The sequence below is a fragment of the Amycolatopsis sp. MEPSY49 genome (genome assembly GCF_051337345.1).
GTDB lineage: Bacteria > Actinomycetota > Actinomycetes > Mycobacteriales > Pseudonocardiaceae > Amycolatopsis.
On sequence record NZ_JBDLYJ010000007.1, the window covers coordinates 109,605 to 122,311 of the forward strand.

General features: G+C 70.8%; 18 protein-coding genes. 8 read left to right on the forward strand and 10 right to left on the reverse strand.

The features are described from left to right. Nucleotides 1-166: 166 nt before the first annotated feature. Both ABFJ78_RS29260 and ABFJ78_RS29265 read right to left on the reverse strand, forming a co-directional pair. Nucleotides 167-1,348 (reverse strand): MFS transporter, encoded by a 1,182-nt coding sequence (locus ABFJ78_RS29260; protein ID WP_436389793.1) that lies wholly within the window; start codon nt 1,346-1,348, stop codon nt 167-169. Between the two features lie 201 nt (nt 1,349-1,549). Further along, nucleotides 1,550-1,873: an ArsR/SmtB family transcription factor gene (locus ABFJ78_RS29265; protein WP_436389794.1), complete on the reverse strand. Its 324-nt coding sequence runs from the start codon at nt 1,871-1,873 to the stop codon at nt 1,550-1,552. Between the two features lie 109 nt (nt 1,874-1,982). Here ABFJ78_RS29265 and ABFJ78_RS29270 point away from each other — a divergent pair, with 109 nt between their 5' ends. Continuing rightward, nucleotides 1,983-3,149 (forward strand): MFS transporter, encoded by a 1,167-nt coding sequence (locus ABFJ78_RS29270; protein WP_436389795.1) that lies wholly within the window; start codon nt 1,983-1,985, stop codon nt 3,147-3,149. Here the strand turns inward: ABFJ78_RS29270 and ABFJ78_RS29275 are convergent. Then, on the reverse strand, nt 3,146-3,334 hold the full coding sequence (locus ABFJ78_RS29275) for a DUF1918 domain-containing protein (protein ID WP_034285998.1): 189 nt from the start codon (nt 3,332-3,334) through the stop codon (nt 3,146-3,148). The genes ABFJ78_RS29270 and ABFJ78_RS29275 overlap by 4 nt on opposite strands. A gap of 297 nt (nt 3,335-3,631) precedes the next feature. On the opposite strand from ABFJ78_RS29275, the gene ABFJ78_RS29280 reads away from it, so the two are divergent. From ABFJ78_RS29280 to ABFJ78_RS29290, 3 genes are read left to right on the forward strand one after another with little or no spacing between them, the layout of a single operon-like run. Further along, nucleotides 3,632-4,066 carry a TrmH family RNA methyltransferase gene (locus ABFJ78_RS29280; RefSeq protein WP_436389796.1) on the forward strand — a complete coding sequence of 145 codons (435 nt, stop codon included), beginning with the start codon at nt 3,632-3,634 and terminating at the stop codon, nt 4,064-4,066. Nucleotides 4,067-4,078: 12 nt separating this feature from the next. Next, the gene (locus ABFJ78_RS29285; protein WP_436389797.1) at nt 4,079-4,711 is read left to right on the forward strand and encodes a spermidine synthase; all 633 of its coding nucleotides are present in this window, start codon (nt 4,079-4,081) and stop codon (nt 4,709-4,711) included. Beyond that, a complete protein-coding gene (locus tag ABFJ78_RS29290) occupies nt 4,693-5,244 on the forward strand; it encodes a hypothetical protein (protein WP_436389798.1) in 552 nt (183 codons plus the stop codon). Before ABFJ78_RS29285 ends, ABFJ78_RS29290 begins: the two co-directional genes overlap by 19 nt. Here ABFJ78_RS29290 and ABFJ78_RS29295 read toward each other — a convergent pair. Both ABFJ78_RS29295 and ABFJ78_RS29300 read right to left on the reverse strand, forming a co-directional pair. Continuing rightward, entirely contained in the window at nt 5,241-5,822 is a 582-nt protein-coding gene (locus ABFJ78_RS29295) for an HhH-GPD-type base excision DNA repair protein (protein ID WP_372672394.1), read from the reverse strand. The genes ABFJ78_RS29290 and ABFJ78_RS29295 overlap by 4 nt on opposite strands. A gap of 30 nt (nt 5,823-5,852) precedes the next feature. After that, entirely contained in the window at nt 5,853-6,629 is a 777-nt protein-coding gene (locus ABFJ78_RS29300; RefSeq protein ID WP_436389799.1) for an AraC family transcriptional regulator, read from the reverse strand. Nucleotides 6,630-6,679: 50 nt separating this feature from the next. On the opposite strand from ABFJ78_RS29300, the gene ABFJ78_RS29305 reads away from it, so the two are divergent. After that, nucleotides 6,680-7,093 (forward strand): DUF2000 family protein, encoded by a 414-nt coding sequence (locus tag ABFJ78_RS29305; protein WP_436389800.1) that lies wholly within the window; start codon nt 6,680-6,682, stop codon nt 7,091-7,093. Between the two features lie 84 nt (nt 7,094-7,177). Next, a complete protein-coding gene (locus ABFJ78_RS29310) occupies nt 7,178-7,687 on the forward strand; it encodes a hypothetical protein (protein WP_436389801.1) in 510 nt (169 codons plus the stop codon). A 1-nt stretch (nt 7,688) separates the two neighbouring features. On the opposite strand, the gene ABFJ78_RS29315 is transcribed toward ABFJ78_RS29310, so the two are convergent. The 3 genes from ABFJ78_RS29315 to ABFJ78_RS29325 are packed head-to-tail and all read right to left on the reverse strand — an operon-like array spanning nt 7,689 to nt 9,231. Continuing rightward, nucleotides 7,689-8,306, reverse strand: coding sequence for a class I SAM-dependent methyltransferase (locus ABFJ78_RS29315; RefSeq protein ID WP_436389802.1), 618 nt, complete (start codon nt 8,304-8,306; stop codon nt 7,689-7,691). A gap of 9 nt (nt 8,307-8,315) precedes the next feature. Beyond that, nucleotides 8,316-8,696 carry a DUF2203 domain-containing protein gene (locus ABFJ78_RS29320; protein WP_436389803.1) on the reverse strand — a complete coding sequence of 127 codons (381 nt, stop codon included), beginning with the start codon at nt 8,694-8,696 and terminating at the stop codon, nt 8,316-8,318. A gap of 25 nt (nt 8,697-8,721) precedes the next feature. Further along, the gene (locus ABFJ78_RS29325) at nt 8,722-9,231 is read right to left on the reverse strand and encodes a hypothetical protein (RefSeq protein ID WP_372672400.1); all 510 of its coding nucleotides are present in this window, start codon (nt 9,229-9,231) and stop codon (nt 8,722-8,724) included. A gap of 255 nt (nt 9,232-9,486) precedes the next feature. Between ABFJ78_RS29325 and ABFJ78_RS29330 the strand changes: the two genes are divergently transcribed. Together ABFJ78_RS29330 and ABFJ78_RS29335 are read left to right on the forward strand one after the other, a co-directional pair. Then, nucleotides 9,487-10,710, forward strand: a complete 1,224-nt coding sequence (locus ABFJ78_RS29330; RefSeq protein WP_436389804.1) for an NADP-dependent isocitrate dehydrogenase — start codon at nt 9,487-9,489, stop codon at nt 10,708-10,710. Between the two features lie 182 nt (nt 10,711-10,892). Continuing rightward, on the forward strand, nt 10,893-11,189 hold the full coding sequence (locus ABFJ78_RS29335; RefSeq protein WP_436389805.1) for an SH3 domain-containing protein: 297 nt from the start codon (nt 10,893-10,895) through the stop codon (nt 11,187-11,189). A 4-nt stretch (nt 11,190-11,193) separates the two neighbouring features. Here ABFJ78_RS29335 and ABFJ78_RS29340 read toward each other — a convergent pair whose 3' ends face one another. After that, nucleotides 11,194-11,805, reverse strand: coding sequence for a permease (locus tag ABFJ78_RS29340; protein ID WP_436389806.1), 612 nt, complete (start codon nt 11,803-11,805; stop codon nt 11,194-11,196). 79 nt (nt 11,806-11,884) lie between these two features. Beyond that, nucleotides 11,885-12,466 carry a TetR/AcrR family transcriptional regulator gene (locus tag ABFJ78_RS29345; RefSeq protein ID WP_436389807.1) on the reverse strand — a complete coding sequence of 194 codons (582 nt, stop codon included), beginning with the start codon at nt 12,464-12,466 and terminating at the stop codon, nt 11,885-11,887. Between the last annotated feature and the right edge of the window lie 241 nt (nt 12,467-12,707).

Sequence of the window (12,707 nt, forward strand, 5' to 3'; positions counted from 1 at the left end):
GAGAGCTGGGATGGCGCGGGCTTCCCGTTGGGGGCGACCAGGCCGAGCCCGCCGGCGATCACCAGCCCGCCGAGGTACGCGCCCATTGAGCGCGGCGGCGATGGTTCGCCTCCGGAACGCCGAAAAGCGCCACTTTCATCATAAAAGTGGCGCTTTCCGAGGCCGCTTAAGACGCCATCGCCAGCTCACGCCGTTCGGCTTTCGCTTCGCGGCGGTCCAAAGTGCCCGACACGATCGCGAGCGACAGCCCGAACACCGCGAGCAGGGCACCGACCCAGTTCGGGGCGACCAGGCCGAGCCCGCCGGCGATCACCAGCCCGCCGAGGTACGCCCCGATCGAGTTGGCGATGTTGAACGCGGACTGGACGGCGGCCGACACCAGGGACGGTGTGCCGCCCGCCTTCTCCATGATCCGCGCCTGCATCATCGGGCCGATCATGAACCCGGCGACGCCGACGAAGAAGATCGTGATCGCCGCGCCGACCTTGCCCTGCGCCGTGATCGTGAAGATCCCGAGCACGCAGGCCAGCGACAGCAGCGCCGCGTACAGACCCGGCATCAGCGCGCGGTCGGCCAGGCGGCCGCCGAGCAGGTTGCCGATCGTCATGCCGACGCCGGCCAGGGACAGCAGCAGCGTGACGTTCGACGGCGAGTAGCCGGCGACGTCGGTCAGCATCGGCGTGATGTAGGACAGGCAGGCGAACACGCCGCCGAGGCCGAACGTGACGATCGCCAGCGCGAGGTGCACCTGCGGCCGCTTGAACGCGCCGAGCTCACCCCGCAGCGACGCGTCGGCGGGCCGGCCCTGGTGCGGCACCAGCTTCCAGATGGCCGCCGCGGCGACCAGGCCGATCACGGCCACCACGCCGAACGTGGCGCGCCAGCCGACCTGCTGGCCGAGCAGCGTCCCGAGCGGCACGCCGATGACGTTCGCCAGGGTCAGGCCGAGGAACATCATCGACACGGCCTTCGCGCGCTGGCCGGGGCCGACCAGACTGGACGCGACGACCGCGCCGGCGCCGAAGAACGCGCCGTGCGGCAGGCCGGCGAGGAACCGGAACGCGACGCCGAACGCGTGGTTGGGCGACAGCGCGAACAGGGCGTTGCCCAGCGTGAACAGGCCCATCATGGCCAGCAGCATGGTCTTGCGCGGCAGCCGGACGGCGACCGCGGTGAGCAGCGGGGCGCCGACGACGACGCCGAGGGCGTAGGCGGAGATGAGGTAGCCGGCGGTCGGGATGTCGACGCCGAAGTCGGCGGCCGCCTGGGGCAGCACGCCCATCATGACGAACTCGGTGGTCCCGATGCCGAAAGCTCCGATGGCGAGCGCGAGCAGCGCGACGGGCACGGCACTCCTTCCAAGGTAGTTCTGAGAAATCGATTACTTGGCCGATCTCGTGGTCGGGGTCACTGGATCGGTTCAGTGAAGCTTCAAAGAGAAGACAGCTACTCGGCCCCAGCGCCGTGTGCTGCCTACGGACAGTCCAACAAGCGAGCGGGGTCGTTGTCATCCCGATATCGGGTGACGATCCACACCGTAACGGCGGGATCAGCGCTGAGCGGCCAGAACGCTGTCGAGCAGGCCGGGGAACAGTGCGTCGAGGTCGTTGCGGCGCAACGAGTTGAACCGGGTCGTCCCCTCCTGGCGGCCGGCCACGACCCCGGCCTGGCGCAGGATGCTCAGGTGGTGGGTGATTGTGGACTTGGTCACCGGCACGGTCAGCGTGCCGCACGAAAGTTCGCAGCCCGCGGCCGCGAGCTGGCGCACGATGTCCAGCCGCACCGGGTCGGCGAGGGCGCGGAGCACGCCTTCGATGGTGATCTCGTCCAGCCCGGGGTGGACGATCGGCGGCAGCGCGGCGGTCTTGGCCATGCGCCCATTGTACGACGCCGATCGAAATTGTCGGAGTGACGTAGTACGGTGGTCGTCGAACTACGACGTTCATCGAACCAATCGCCCGCTCCGCTTGGGGGACCCACCCATGTCCACACCCTCGTCCTCGAGGATCTCGGTGCTGGCCTTCGGCGCGTTCGGCGTCGGGACCAGCGGTTACATCGTCGCCGGGCTGCTGCCCGCGCTGACCGGCGAGCTGCACGTCTCGGCGACCGCCGCGGCGCAGCTCGTCACGGCCTTCGCCATCGCGTACGCGATCGGCTCCCCGATCTTCGCCGCCGTCACCGGCACGTGGGAGCGCCGGACGCTGCTGGTCGCCGCGCTCGTCGTCACCGCCGCCGGCAACTTGTTCGCCGCGCTCGCGCCCGGCTACGGCACGCTCCTGGTGGCCCGGGTGGTGACCGCGATCGGCGCCGCGGTGTTCACCCCCGCGGCGAGCGCCGTCGCGGCGCAGCTGACCGCCCCGGAACGCCGGGGCCGCGCGATCGCGCTCGTGTTCGGCGGCCTGACCGTCGCGCTCATCTTCGGCGTCCCGCTGGGCAGCCTGATCTCGCAGCACCTCGGCTACCGGACGGCGTTCGCGCTGGTCGCGGCGTTCTCGCTGGCGAGCGCGCTGGCCGTGCGGCTGGCACTGCCGTCGGTCGCCGCGCCGCCGCGGGTCACCCTGGCCGAACGGTTCGCCGCCGGCCGCGACCCGCGCGTGCTCGTCATGCTGGCCGTGACGGTCCTCGGCTGCGTCGCCGCGTTCATGGTCTACACGTTCGTGTCGCCGCTGCTGGCCGCGACCGCGGGTCTGCACGGCACGGCGGTCACGATCCTGCTCTTCTGCTACGGCGTCGGCGGCGCGGTCGGCAACTTCGCCGGCGGCCGGGCGGCCGACCGCTGGGGTTCGCGCGCGCCGCTGCTCGTGGTGACGGCCTCGATCACCGTCGTCATGGCGCTGCTGCCGATCGCGACCGCGACTCCGATCGCGGCCGGCGTCGCGCTGTTCGTGTGGGGCATGGCGACGTGGTCGTTCAGCCCGCCGGTGCAGCACCGGCTGATCGAGCTGGCCCCGGGCCACGCCGGTCTGGTGCTCTCGCTCAACGCGTCGGCGATCTACCTCGGCGTCGGCCTGTCCGGCGTGGTCGGGGGCGCGGTGCTCGACTCCGGCGGCCCGCTGGTCCTGCCCGAGGTCGCGGCCGCCCTGACGCTGCTCGCGCTGCTGCTCGTCGGGGCGGCGTGGGGGCGGGTCCGCGAGCCGGTCGCCGCTTAGTCGGCGTGGGCCTGGACTTCGCAGTCGGGCCCGGGGTAGACGAGTCCTTCGTGCCCGTCGGCGAACCGCACCAGGTAGGGCGGGGCGCCGTCGGGCCCGCGGACTTCGAGGATCTCGCCGCGCTGTTCGGCCGATCCGACGGTACGGCCGTGTACCTGGATTTCGTCTCCCACTCCTGCGTGCATGGCCTTCACCTCCGTGTCCAGGGTAAGAGCGCGAATCGCCCGGTGAACCCGGCGAACGGGTTACTAATCCGGCCAAAAGTAGGCCGACCCCCGAGCGGCACGTGACCATGGCTACGAAGTCATTCGGCCGTAACTGTGGTCGGATTAGTAACCGGCGGCACAGTAGAATCCCCGCATGATCGACGAAATCGGAGGCGCCGCGCCTCGGCGCCGGTGAGCCCCGCGGTCCGGGTCCGCACGCCGAGTGAGCTGCGGAAGTCCCGGCGGAGCAAGAAACATCCCTGCTGGGGCCACCTGGTGGCCGCCCCCCTTTGGCCGTTGCACGGCGCGAACCTCGGCACGTTGCTGCGCACGTGCGACGCGGTCGGGGCGTGCCTCGCGGTGCCGCGGTTCCCCTGGGTGCCCGAGGCGTTGCGGCGCGGGAACACGTTGCGGCGTCCCGCGTGTGTCCATTGGGTGCACGACCCGCCGGGCTGGCTGGCGCGGGAACGCGCGGCCGGTACGCGGGTGGTCGGAGTCGAGCTGGCGGAGGAAGCCGTGCGGCTGGGGGACCTCCCGGCTGCCCGCGGCCGCACGATCGCCGTGCTCGGCCACGAGCAGACCGGCATCCCGCCGGAGGTCCTCGACCTTCTCGACACGGTCGTCGAAATCCCGATGGTGGGCACGGGCGCGAGCCTCAACGTCGCGGTGGCGGGGAGCCTGGTCCTGTACAAACTTGCCGGCCTGCTGTGAGAAGGTCGGACCGTGGTCGAAGTGGTGGAGACGATCGCGGGCCGCGGCGGCGAGCTGGTCCTGCGGCGCGACGGCGAAGCGTTCGAAGTGATCGAGAACGGCGTGTTCCTGATGGACACCCGCAACGGCGAGTCCGAGCGCCTCCTGGTGACCGGCGCGCTGACACCGGGAGCGTCGGTGCTGATCGGCGGCCTCGGCGTCGGGTTTTCGCTGCGCGCGGCGCTCGACGCGGGCGCGCGTTCGGTCGTGGTCGTCGAACGCGAGCAGGCGGTGATCGCGTGGAACCGCTCAGGTCCACTTCGGACAGTCCACGGCGACGCGCTCACCGACCCGCGCGTGACGGTGGTGGAGGCGGACCTCGTGTCGTGGCTGGCTTCGACGTCGGACCGCTTCGACGCGCTGTGCCTCGACATCGATAACGGTCCCGAGTGGACGGTCACGGAAGGCAACGCGGAACTGTACTCGTCATCGGGCCTGACGCGGCTGGCGTCGTTGCTGAACCCGGGTGGCGTGCTGGCGGTGTGGAGCGCGGGCGCGGCCCCGTCGTTCGCCGCGCGGCTGCGGGAGCACTTCGCATCGGTGCGCGAGGTGGCGGTGGAAGTCCCGCGCGGGGAGCCGGACGTGCTGTGGTTCGCGCGGAACTAGCGGTCGCGGAGAACGCGGCCTGGTGCGACCTGGTCTGCGGCGGCCGGTTCGGCCGGCGGGCCTGGACGAGCCGCACGCGAACGCCGGAGTACTACCCGGACGCCGTGACGCTCACCCCGGACGCCATGGCCGCCGACGTCCTCCCGTTCGTCGACGGCTCGGCGGGCTGCTCGGTGAAGGACAGCTTCGCGACGCTGGAGCTGCCGGGGTTCTCGCTGCTGTTCGAGGCGACGTGGCTGGCGTGCGGCCCCGGCGTCCCCGAGCCGGGCTGGCAGCGCGCCGCTTCGCCGCTGGGCGAGTCGGTGGCGTTGCTGTCCCACGGCGAGAACGCGGTCGTGGCCCATCGCGGCGACGGCGTCGTCGGGCTGTCGAACTTCGAAGGCCCGGACGCCGGCTGGCCGGGCGCGGTCGCGGCGGTGGCGGCGGCGTTCCCCAGGCACCCGGTGGTCGGCTACGAACACGGCGACGTCCTGCGCGTCGCCTTGGCCCACGGCGCCGAGCCGCTGGGCCCGCTGCGCGTCTGGGTGCGCTAACCCGCCTTGGCCGCGGCCTTCGCCGCCTTCTTGAATGCCCGCACCTCGGCGAGCGTCTCGGCGCTGGTGACGTCGGCGATCGACCGCCGTGACCCGCGATCGCCGTACGCGCCCGCCGCCTCGCGCCAGCCCTTCGGCTGGATGCCGCGCTGCTTGCCCAGCAGCGCCAGGAAGATCTTCGCCTTCTGCTCGCCGAAGCCCGGTAGGGCCCGCAGGCGCTTGAGCACCTCGGGGCCGTCGGGCTTCGGGCGCCCGTCGAGCCAGAGCCCTTCGGTGCGGCCGTCGTAGTTTTCGATGATGTGCTGCGCGAGCGCGTGGACGCGGCGGGCCATCGAGCCGCCGTACCGATGGATGGCGGGCGGCACCACGCACATCTCGACGAACTTCTCGACGTCGGTCGCGGCGATCTTCGCGAGCGAGAAGCCGTCCATCCGGTCGGCGATCTTCCGCGGCCCGGCGAAGGCGTGCTCCATCGGGAACTGCTGGTCGAGAAGCATGCCGACGAGCAGGGCGAACGGATCGTCGTTGAGCAGCTTGTCGGCGGCCGGGTCGCCGGTCAGGTGCAGTTCGCGCAGCATGCGGTCATCTTGACACAACCGGCCGGCAGGTCAACGAGCCTTCGAGTACCGCGACGGCGTCGTCCCGAGGTACCGCTTGAAGTGCCGCGTCAGGTGGGCCTGGTCGGTGAACCCGGTGACCGCCGCGACCTCCGCCGCCGGGGCGCCGGCCAGCAGCAGCCGGCGCGCGCGGTCGACGCGGCGGCCGGTCAGGTAGCGGTGCGGCGGCAACCCGAACCGCGCGCCGAAACTGCGCACGAGGTACGCCGGATGCGCCCCCAGCGTCGACGCCGCTTCGGCGAGGGTCAGGGCGTCGGGCAGGCGGGCGTCGAGGAGGTCCCGCAGGTCGTCGGCCAGGCCGCGCTTCGGCTCGTGGCGGGCCGGCCGGCCCAGGTGGGTGCGCAGCCGGTCGGCGACCAGCGCGAGCCGGCTCTCCGCCTCCAGCGCGTCACCCGGGTGGGCGAGCGACTCGTGCAGCTGGTGGATCCGGGTGCGCAGCACGCCGTCGGCGACGCTCGGCTGGTCGACCGCCGCGCCGATCAGGTCCTCGCCCAGCACCGACGTGTCCAGGTAGAGCACACGCTTGCGGAAGCCGTGGCTCGTGGCTGCCCGCCCGTCGTGCGCGACGTTCGGCGGCAGCAGCGTCACGGCCGGGCCGAGCGCGCCGTGGTGGTGGCGGTCGAGGTCGTAGCGGATGACGCCGTCGTCGACGATCAGCAGCGTCCACGTGTCGTGCGTGTGGAGCGGGTAGGCGTGGGTGGTGAAGCGCGCGTGGAAGACCTCGGCGATCCCCGGGACCGCCGGCCGCCAAGCTTCGACGTGCGCCATGTCAAGAACGTACAAGACGCGCGGGTGGCGGGCGGGTGAGTCTGTCCGGCATGAGTTCCTTCGACACGAAGATCGCCGTTCTGCTCCGCGACGACCTGGCGTCCTGGCAGCGGCTCAACGTCACCGCGTTCCTGGTGAGCGGAATCGCCCACGTGACGCCGGAGCTGATGGGCGCGCCCTACGCGGACGCCGACGGCACCGAGTACCTGCCGATGTTCGGCCAGCCGGTGATGGTGTTCAGCGGTACCGGCGACGTCCTGACGGCGGCGCACGCGCGGGCACTGGGCCGCGGTCTGCGGTTCTCGATCTTCACCGACGAGCTGTTCCACACGGGCAACGACGACGACAACCGGGCGGCGGTCCGCGCGGTGCCGGGGGAGAAGCTGGCGCTGGCCGGGCTGGCGGTGCACGGTCCGAAGAACGCGGTGGACAAGATCCTCAAGGGCGCGTCGCTGCACCGCTGAGCAGAAACCCCCTGTCCGGCCCGCGCCGGCGCCGGCAGCATGATCGGCAGTGCCGCGGAGAGCGGCTCGGACTGGGGAGGTTCCGTGAATTCACTTCGTCGTGCGTGCGTGGTCCTGACGGCGGCGGCCGGGCTGGGCGTGGCGCTCGTGCCGGTCGCGTCGGCGGACCCGGTGCAGACGGTGAGCTACACCTCGGAGGACGGCGCCTGGCCGCTGCAGGGCAGTGCCCACTACGCGGCTCCAGGCGACGAGATCGCCGTCTTCGAGTCCACCAGCGGCAGACTCTGGATCGACGTCTCGTCGGGGCTGAAGTACCTGACCGTCGAGCTGAGCGCACCGGCGGGGGAGACCCTGCACACCGGCACGTACACCGGCGCGCGGTTCCGCGGGCAGAGCGATGAGGCGCAGACCACGCCGGGGATCTTCGTCTACACCATGGGCAACGTCTGCAGTGAGGCGTACGCCGACTTCACGATCGACCGGCTCGACCTGAACGCGGACGGCTGGGCGACCGACGTCGACCTGACGTTCGTCCAGCACTGCGGCAGCCCGGACGGCCCCGCCACCCGCGGCGAGGTCCACTTCCACGTCTGAGTCACGGCGCCGTGGCGTGCACCAGGAAGACGCTCCGGACCCGGTCGCCGCCGTCGACGGTGAACGTCCGGGCCGACACGTCCACGAACCCCGCCGCCGAGGCCAGCGCCCCCGCTCCGGCCTCGTCCAGCGGGAACGACAGGTCCGCCGGCACGAACTCCGCGAACGGGCCGGACGGCTTGAACCGCGAGCCCGACACGACCGAAAACGCCAGCCGCCCACCCGGCCGGAGCACGCGCAGCCAATCCGCGAACGCGACCGCGCCCAGGAAGTGCAGCGAAGACGCGCACAGCACGACGTCGGCCGACCCGTCCGGTGCAGGCATCGGCACCGCCGGCCCGACCCGCCACTCGATGACCCCCGACGGGTCCTGCGAAGCCGCCTTCGCCGTGGCCCGCTCGACCATCGCGGGCGACAAGTCGACAGCCAGCACGCGCGCAGGCTTCAGCCGCAAAGCCGCGTACGCCGCGAAGCCCGTCCCGGTGGCGACGTCGAGAACGAGCCCCGGCCCGGACGGCAGTGGCGAAACCAGCGCGTCGGCCACCAAAGCGTGAAATTCGTCTTCGTCGTAGTGCTCGGCCGTGCTGTCGAAGAGGGCTGCCCTCGAGTCGTGGTCCACAGACCCAACCTAGCCGGGCCGCCCAGCGGTTTTCAGCGGCCGGCGGCCGGCGAAGCCCAGGTCGGCGCGGTGGTACCAGCCCAGCTCGTGGTCGCCTTCGAGCCAGCACAGCAGCACGCCGGTGCCGTCGAGCTCGGCCGGGAAGTCGACCAGCAGTGGCGCGAACCCCTTGAGCTCGGCGCCGGTGTGCTGGACCGTCGTCATCAGGTCGTCGAGCCGCGCCTGCGCGGCCTTCCACTCCGGCAACCCGCCCAGCTCGGTGGCCCGGCCGCCGGGGCGCAGCGACGCCGCGAGCTCGGCCGCGTCGGCGCGGACGCGCACCAGTTCGTCGAGGACCGGCCGCAGCCGCGCCAGTTCGTCGCGTGCCTCCGCGACGGTGAACAAACCCATCGCCCGATGATCCCACCGGCCCGGTTCAGGCCTCGCGGCGCCGCCGGACCAGCGCGTTGGCCAGCCCGCTGCCGACCAGCAGGAAGCCCACGCCGAGCAGGCCGCCGATGAAGAGGAAGTCCATGACGCCGTACGCGATGTCGCTCTTCGGCATCAGGTTGACCAGCTTGAAGCCCCACTCCGGCACGGCCATCGCGGCCACCCCGGGCAGCACGCCGTAGATCAGGCCGCCGAGGATCGGGCCCGCCGCCGACAGCGCCCCGAGCGCGGCGACGACCAGCAGCAGGATCGCCCCGCCGGCCAGCAGCGCGATGCCCAGCGGGTCGCGGTTGGTGCTCAGCGTCGCCTGGATCAGCTGCTGCTGGCGCAGCCCGCCCCAGCTCAGCAGCCCCAGCGCGACCGGGGTGAGCAGCAGCCCGCCCAGCGCGCTGACCAGGTGGGCGACGCCGCGGCGCGGCCGTTCGTCGAGCGCTTCCGTCGTGTCGTCGTAGTCCTCGTAGTCGTCTTCGTACTCGGCGTACCGATGGGTCGACATGGCCGTCACCTCCCGCATGATGAGTTCACGGGTGGCATCGTGCCTTGGTTCACCCCGTAGCGCGACGGTCGCTCGGCGAGCGGTCGAATCGGGCGAACGGCGGTACCGCCCAGTGAGCCGCACCACAACGGGCGGGTGGAGACTTGATACCGGCCACTACTGGAACCATCCAGCTCGGTCAAGCAGTACGCTTGTACCGCTACCGGCGAGACTTAAAGAAGAACGCGAAGATCCGCGGAAGGAGCACCGCTGCTCATGGCCAAGATCAAGGTCCAGGGCACCGTCGTCGAACTCGACGGCGATGAGATGACCCGCATCATCTGGCAGTTCATCAAGGACAAGCTGATCCACCCGTACCTGGACGTGAACCTGGACTACTACGACCTGGGCATCGAGGAGCGGGACCGCACCGACGACCAGGTCACCATCGACTCCGCCAACGCCATCAAGAAGCACGGCGTCGGCGTCAAGTGCGCCACGATCACCCCGGACGAGGCGCGCGTCGAGGAGTTCGGCCTCAAGAAGATGTGGCTGTCCCCGAACGGGACCATCCGCAACATCCTCGGCGGCGTGATCTTCCGCGAGCCCATCGTCATCCAGAACATCCCGCGGCTGGTGCCGACGTGGACCAAGCCGATCATCATCGGCCGCCACGCCCACGGCGACCAGTACCGCGCGACCAACTTCAAGGTGCCGGGCCCGGGCAAGCTGACCGTCACCTACACGCCCGACGACGGCTCCGAGCCGATGGAGTTCCAGGTCGCGCAGTTCCCCGAGGGCGGCGGCGTCGCCATGGGGATGTACAACTTCAAGAAGTCCATCGAGGATTTCGCGCGCGCGTCGCTGCAGTACGGCCTCGACCGCGAGCTGCCGGTGTACCTCTCCACCAAGAACACCATCCTCAAGGCCTACGACGGCCAGTTCAAGGACGTGTTCGAGGAGATCTACCAGAACGAGTTCAAGGCCGACTTCGACGCCAAGGGCATCTCCTACGAGCACCGCCTGATCGACGACATGGTCGCCGCGGCGATGAAGTGGGAGGGCGGCTACGTCTGGGCGTGCAAGAACTACGACGGTGACGTCCAGTCCGACACGGTCGCGCAGGGCTTCGGCTCGCTCGGCCTGATGACGTCGGTGCTGCGCACGCCGGACGGCAAGACCGTCGAGGCCGAGGCCGCGCACGGCACGGTCACCCGGCACTACCGCCAGCACCAGCAGGGCAAGCCGACGTCGACGAACCCGATCGCGTCGATCTACGCCTGGACCCGCGGCCTCGAGCACCGCGGCAAGCTGGACGGCAACCAGGAGCTGATCGGCTTCGCCAACAAGCTGGAGCAGGTCGTCGTCGAGACGGTCGAGGCCGGCCAGATGACGAAGGACCTGGCGCTGCTCATCAGCAAGGACCAGCCGTTCCAGACGACCGAGGAGTTCCTCGCGACGCTGGACGACAACCTGGCGAAGAAGATCGCCCAGGGCTGAGTGGTTGTTCGAAAGGGCCCTCTTCCCGGTTCGCCGGGAAGAGGGCCTTTTTCGTACACCGTGCGTCACCGGTGGGTGATGCGGACTGGCGCCTCCGGGTGGTTGCTGCGTCCGGCGCTGTCCGGGTGGGTAAAGGATTGCCTACCCTTGGCGGGGGACGGGGCTCGCGGTTGGAGGAAGGCATGTCGAAGAAGACTCTGATCATCTTGGGCGCCATCGTCCTGGTCGTCATCGTCTACGTGATGAACACGGACAAGCAGGCCGCCGGGGCCTCGGCCACGGGGTGCAAGGTGACCGTGACCGCGGACGTCCTCAACGCCCGCGAGACGGCCGACGGCAACGCGAAGATCGTCGGCAAGTACCTGCGCGACGCCCAGTTCGACGCGCTGCCGGGCGTGCAGAACGGCTTCCGGAAGGTGGCCGACGACAAGTGGGTGGCCGCCGCGTTCACCGAGCCGGTCGCCGGGTCCGCCTGCTGATCCGTCACACGCCGAGCAGGTCCGCCGCGAGGGTGACGACGCCGAAGGCCGCGGCCGACAGGCCGAGCGTCCGGGCGCGCTTCGGGTCGCGTTTCGCGGCGGCCCGCCAGTAGAGGCCGATGCCGACCGCCAGCATCAGCAGTTCGACGACGGCCGAGACGGCGGACAGCCGCCACAGCCCGAATCCGAAGGTGGGCAGGTCACCGGCGTTGCCGGGCAGGATCGGCAGGTCGGCGCGGTGCACGACGAGGTCGAGCAGCCAGTGCGAGAAGACGACCCCGCTCAGGACCAGCCCGATTTCTTTTCGGGGGTTCCGGGTGGCGGAGCCCCCGGCCTCGGGCGAAGCCCGGGATGTCACAGCTTCGCGGCCGAGCCAGTGTGCGGCGACCGCCCCGAAGAGCGCGGCGAGGACGAGTGCGCCGACGAGGGAGTGCGTGTAGTCGGCGTGGATGACGCCGCCGCCATACCCCTCGCCATCGACGGTTTCGATGCCGCTGAGGTAGAGCGGCACGAAGACGACGTCGAGCCAGGCGGTGGCGAGCATGAGCGTCCAAACGGGAATCGCGGGCCGGCCGGCCTTGACGGCGGCGGCGAGCCCGAAGTGCCCGGCGATCATCTGCGGGCCTCCGTCCAGGGGAAGCGGGCGTCGAGCACGCCGAGCCCGACGGTGAAGAGGAGGACGGCGAGGATGAAGCTCATTTCTGCTCCTGCTCCGAGTAGGTGGCCAGGCCTTGGACGAGCATGGTTTTGAGGACTTCGAAGCTCTGGTCGACGTCCTCGGGGCGCCCGAAGCCGCCGGAGGCTTCGAGCCCGGCGAACCCGTGCACGGCGGCGCGGAGGGAGCGGGTGGCGTGCACGGCTCGGGCGTGATCGAAGCCGTAGGGGCGCAGGACGGCGAAGACGACTTCGGCGACGGCGTGGGTGGCTTTGCTGAGTTCGGTGTCGGTTTCGTCGGGGGCGGTGACGAGTGCGTGGGCGCGGTGCGGATGGTGTCGCAGGTAGCCCCGGTAGGCATCGGCGACGGCCCGCACGGCGTCGGCACCTTCGCGCCCGGTGGCGGCTTTCGTCAGGGCCTCGGCCATTTCCCGCACGACCCGGAGGTCGATCAGGCGTCGCAGGTCGGCGAGGTTCTTGACGTGCTTGTAGAGGGAGGGCGCGGCGACGTTGGCGCGTTCGGCGACCTTGGCGAGGGTCAGGGCTTCGGGGCCGGACGCGTCGATTTCGGTCAGGGCCAGGTCGACCACGGCGTCCGTGGTCAGGCCGGCTCTAGGAGACATGGTGGCTACTTGGCATAGCTTTAAAGCTAATGGTCGTAGCTTCGGGGGTCAAGGGCCGGTTTTTGTCGGTGGTGGGTGTTAGAACTTCGGTAGGTCGAAGATCGGAGGTGAGCCGACGCCCGGGGCCGGGCGACAACTGAATGCGGCATGGGTTTCGAGGTGTGCGTCCGCGGGGTCTCCAGGGGGAGTTCCGCGGGCAGGGGCTTCGGGGCTGTGCGGCGGGGCCGGAGGGGTCGAGCCT

Bases quoted from the DNA above. Each gene is read 5' to 3' on its own strand.
- ABFJ78_RS29265 (WP_436389794.1), bottom strand. From the start codon at position 1,873: ATGGCCAAGACCGCCGCGCTGCCGCCGATCGTCCACCCCGGGCTGGAC.
- ABFJ78_RS29270 (WP_436389795.1), top strand. From the start codon at position 1,983: ATGTCCACACCCTCGTCCTCGAGGATCTCGGTGCTGGCCTTCGGCGCG.
- ABFJ78_RS29275 (WP_034285998.1), bottom strand. From the start codon at position 3,334: ATGCACGCAGGAGTGGGAGACGAAATCCAGGTACACGGCCGTACCGTC.
- ABFJ78_RS29295 (WP_372672394.1), bottom strand. From the start codon at position 5,822: ATGCTGCGCGAACTGCACCTGACCGGCGACCCGGCCGCCGACAAGCTG.
- ABFJ78_RS29300 (WP_436389799.1), bottom strand. From the start codon at position 6,629: ATGGCGCACGTCGAAGCTTGGCGGCCGGCGGTCCCGGGGATCGCCGAG.
- ABFJ78_RS29305 (WP_436389800.1), top strand. From the start codon at position 6,680: ATGAGTTCCTTCGACACGAAGATCGCCGTTCTGCTCCGCGACGACCTG.
- ABFJ78_RS29320 (WP_436389803.1), bottom strand. From the start codon at position 8,696: ATGGGTTTGTTCACCGTCGCGGAGGCACGCGACGAACTGGCGCGGCTG.
- ABFJ78_RS29325 (WP_372672400.1), bottom strand. From the start codon at position 9,231: ATGTCGACCCATCGGTACGCCGAGTACGAAGACGACTACGAGGACTAC.
- ABFJ78_RS29330 (WP_436389804.1), top strand. From the start codon at position 9,487: ATGGCCAAGATCAAGGTCCAGGGCACCGTCGTCGAACTCGACGGCGAT.
- ABFJ78_RS29335 (WP_436389805.1), top strand. From the start codon at position 10,893: ATGTCGAAGAAGACTCTGATCATCTTGGGCGCCATCGTCCTGGTCGTC.
- ABFJ78_RS29340 (WP_436389806.1), bottom strand. From the start codon at position 11,805: ATGATCGCCGGGCACTTCGGGCTCGCCGCCGCCGTCAAGGCCGGCCGG.
- ABFJ78_RS29345 (WP_436389807.1), bottom strand. From the start codon at position 12,466: ATGTCTCCTAGAGCCGGCCTGACCACGGACGCCGTGGTCGACCTGGCC.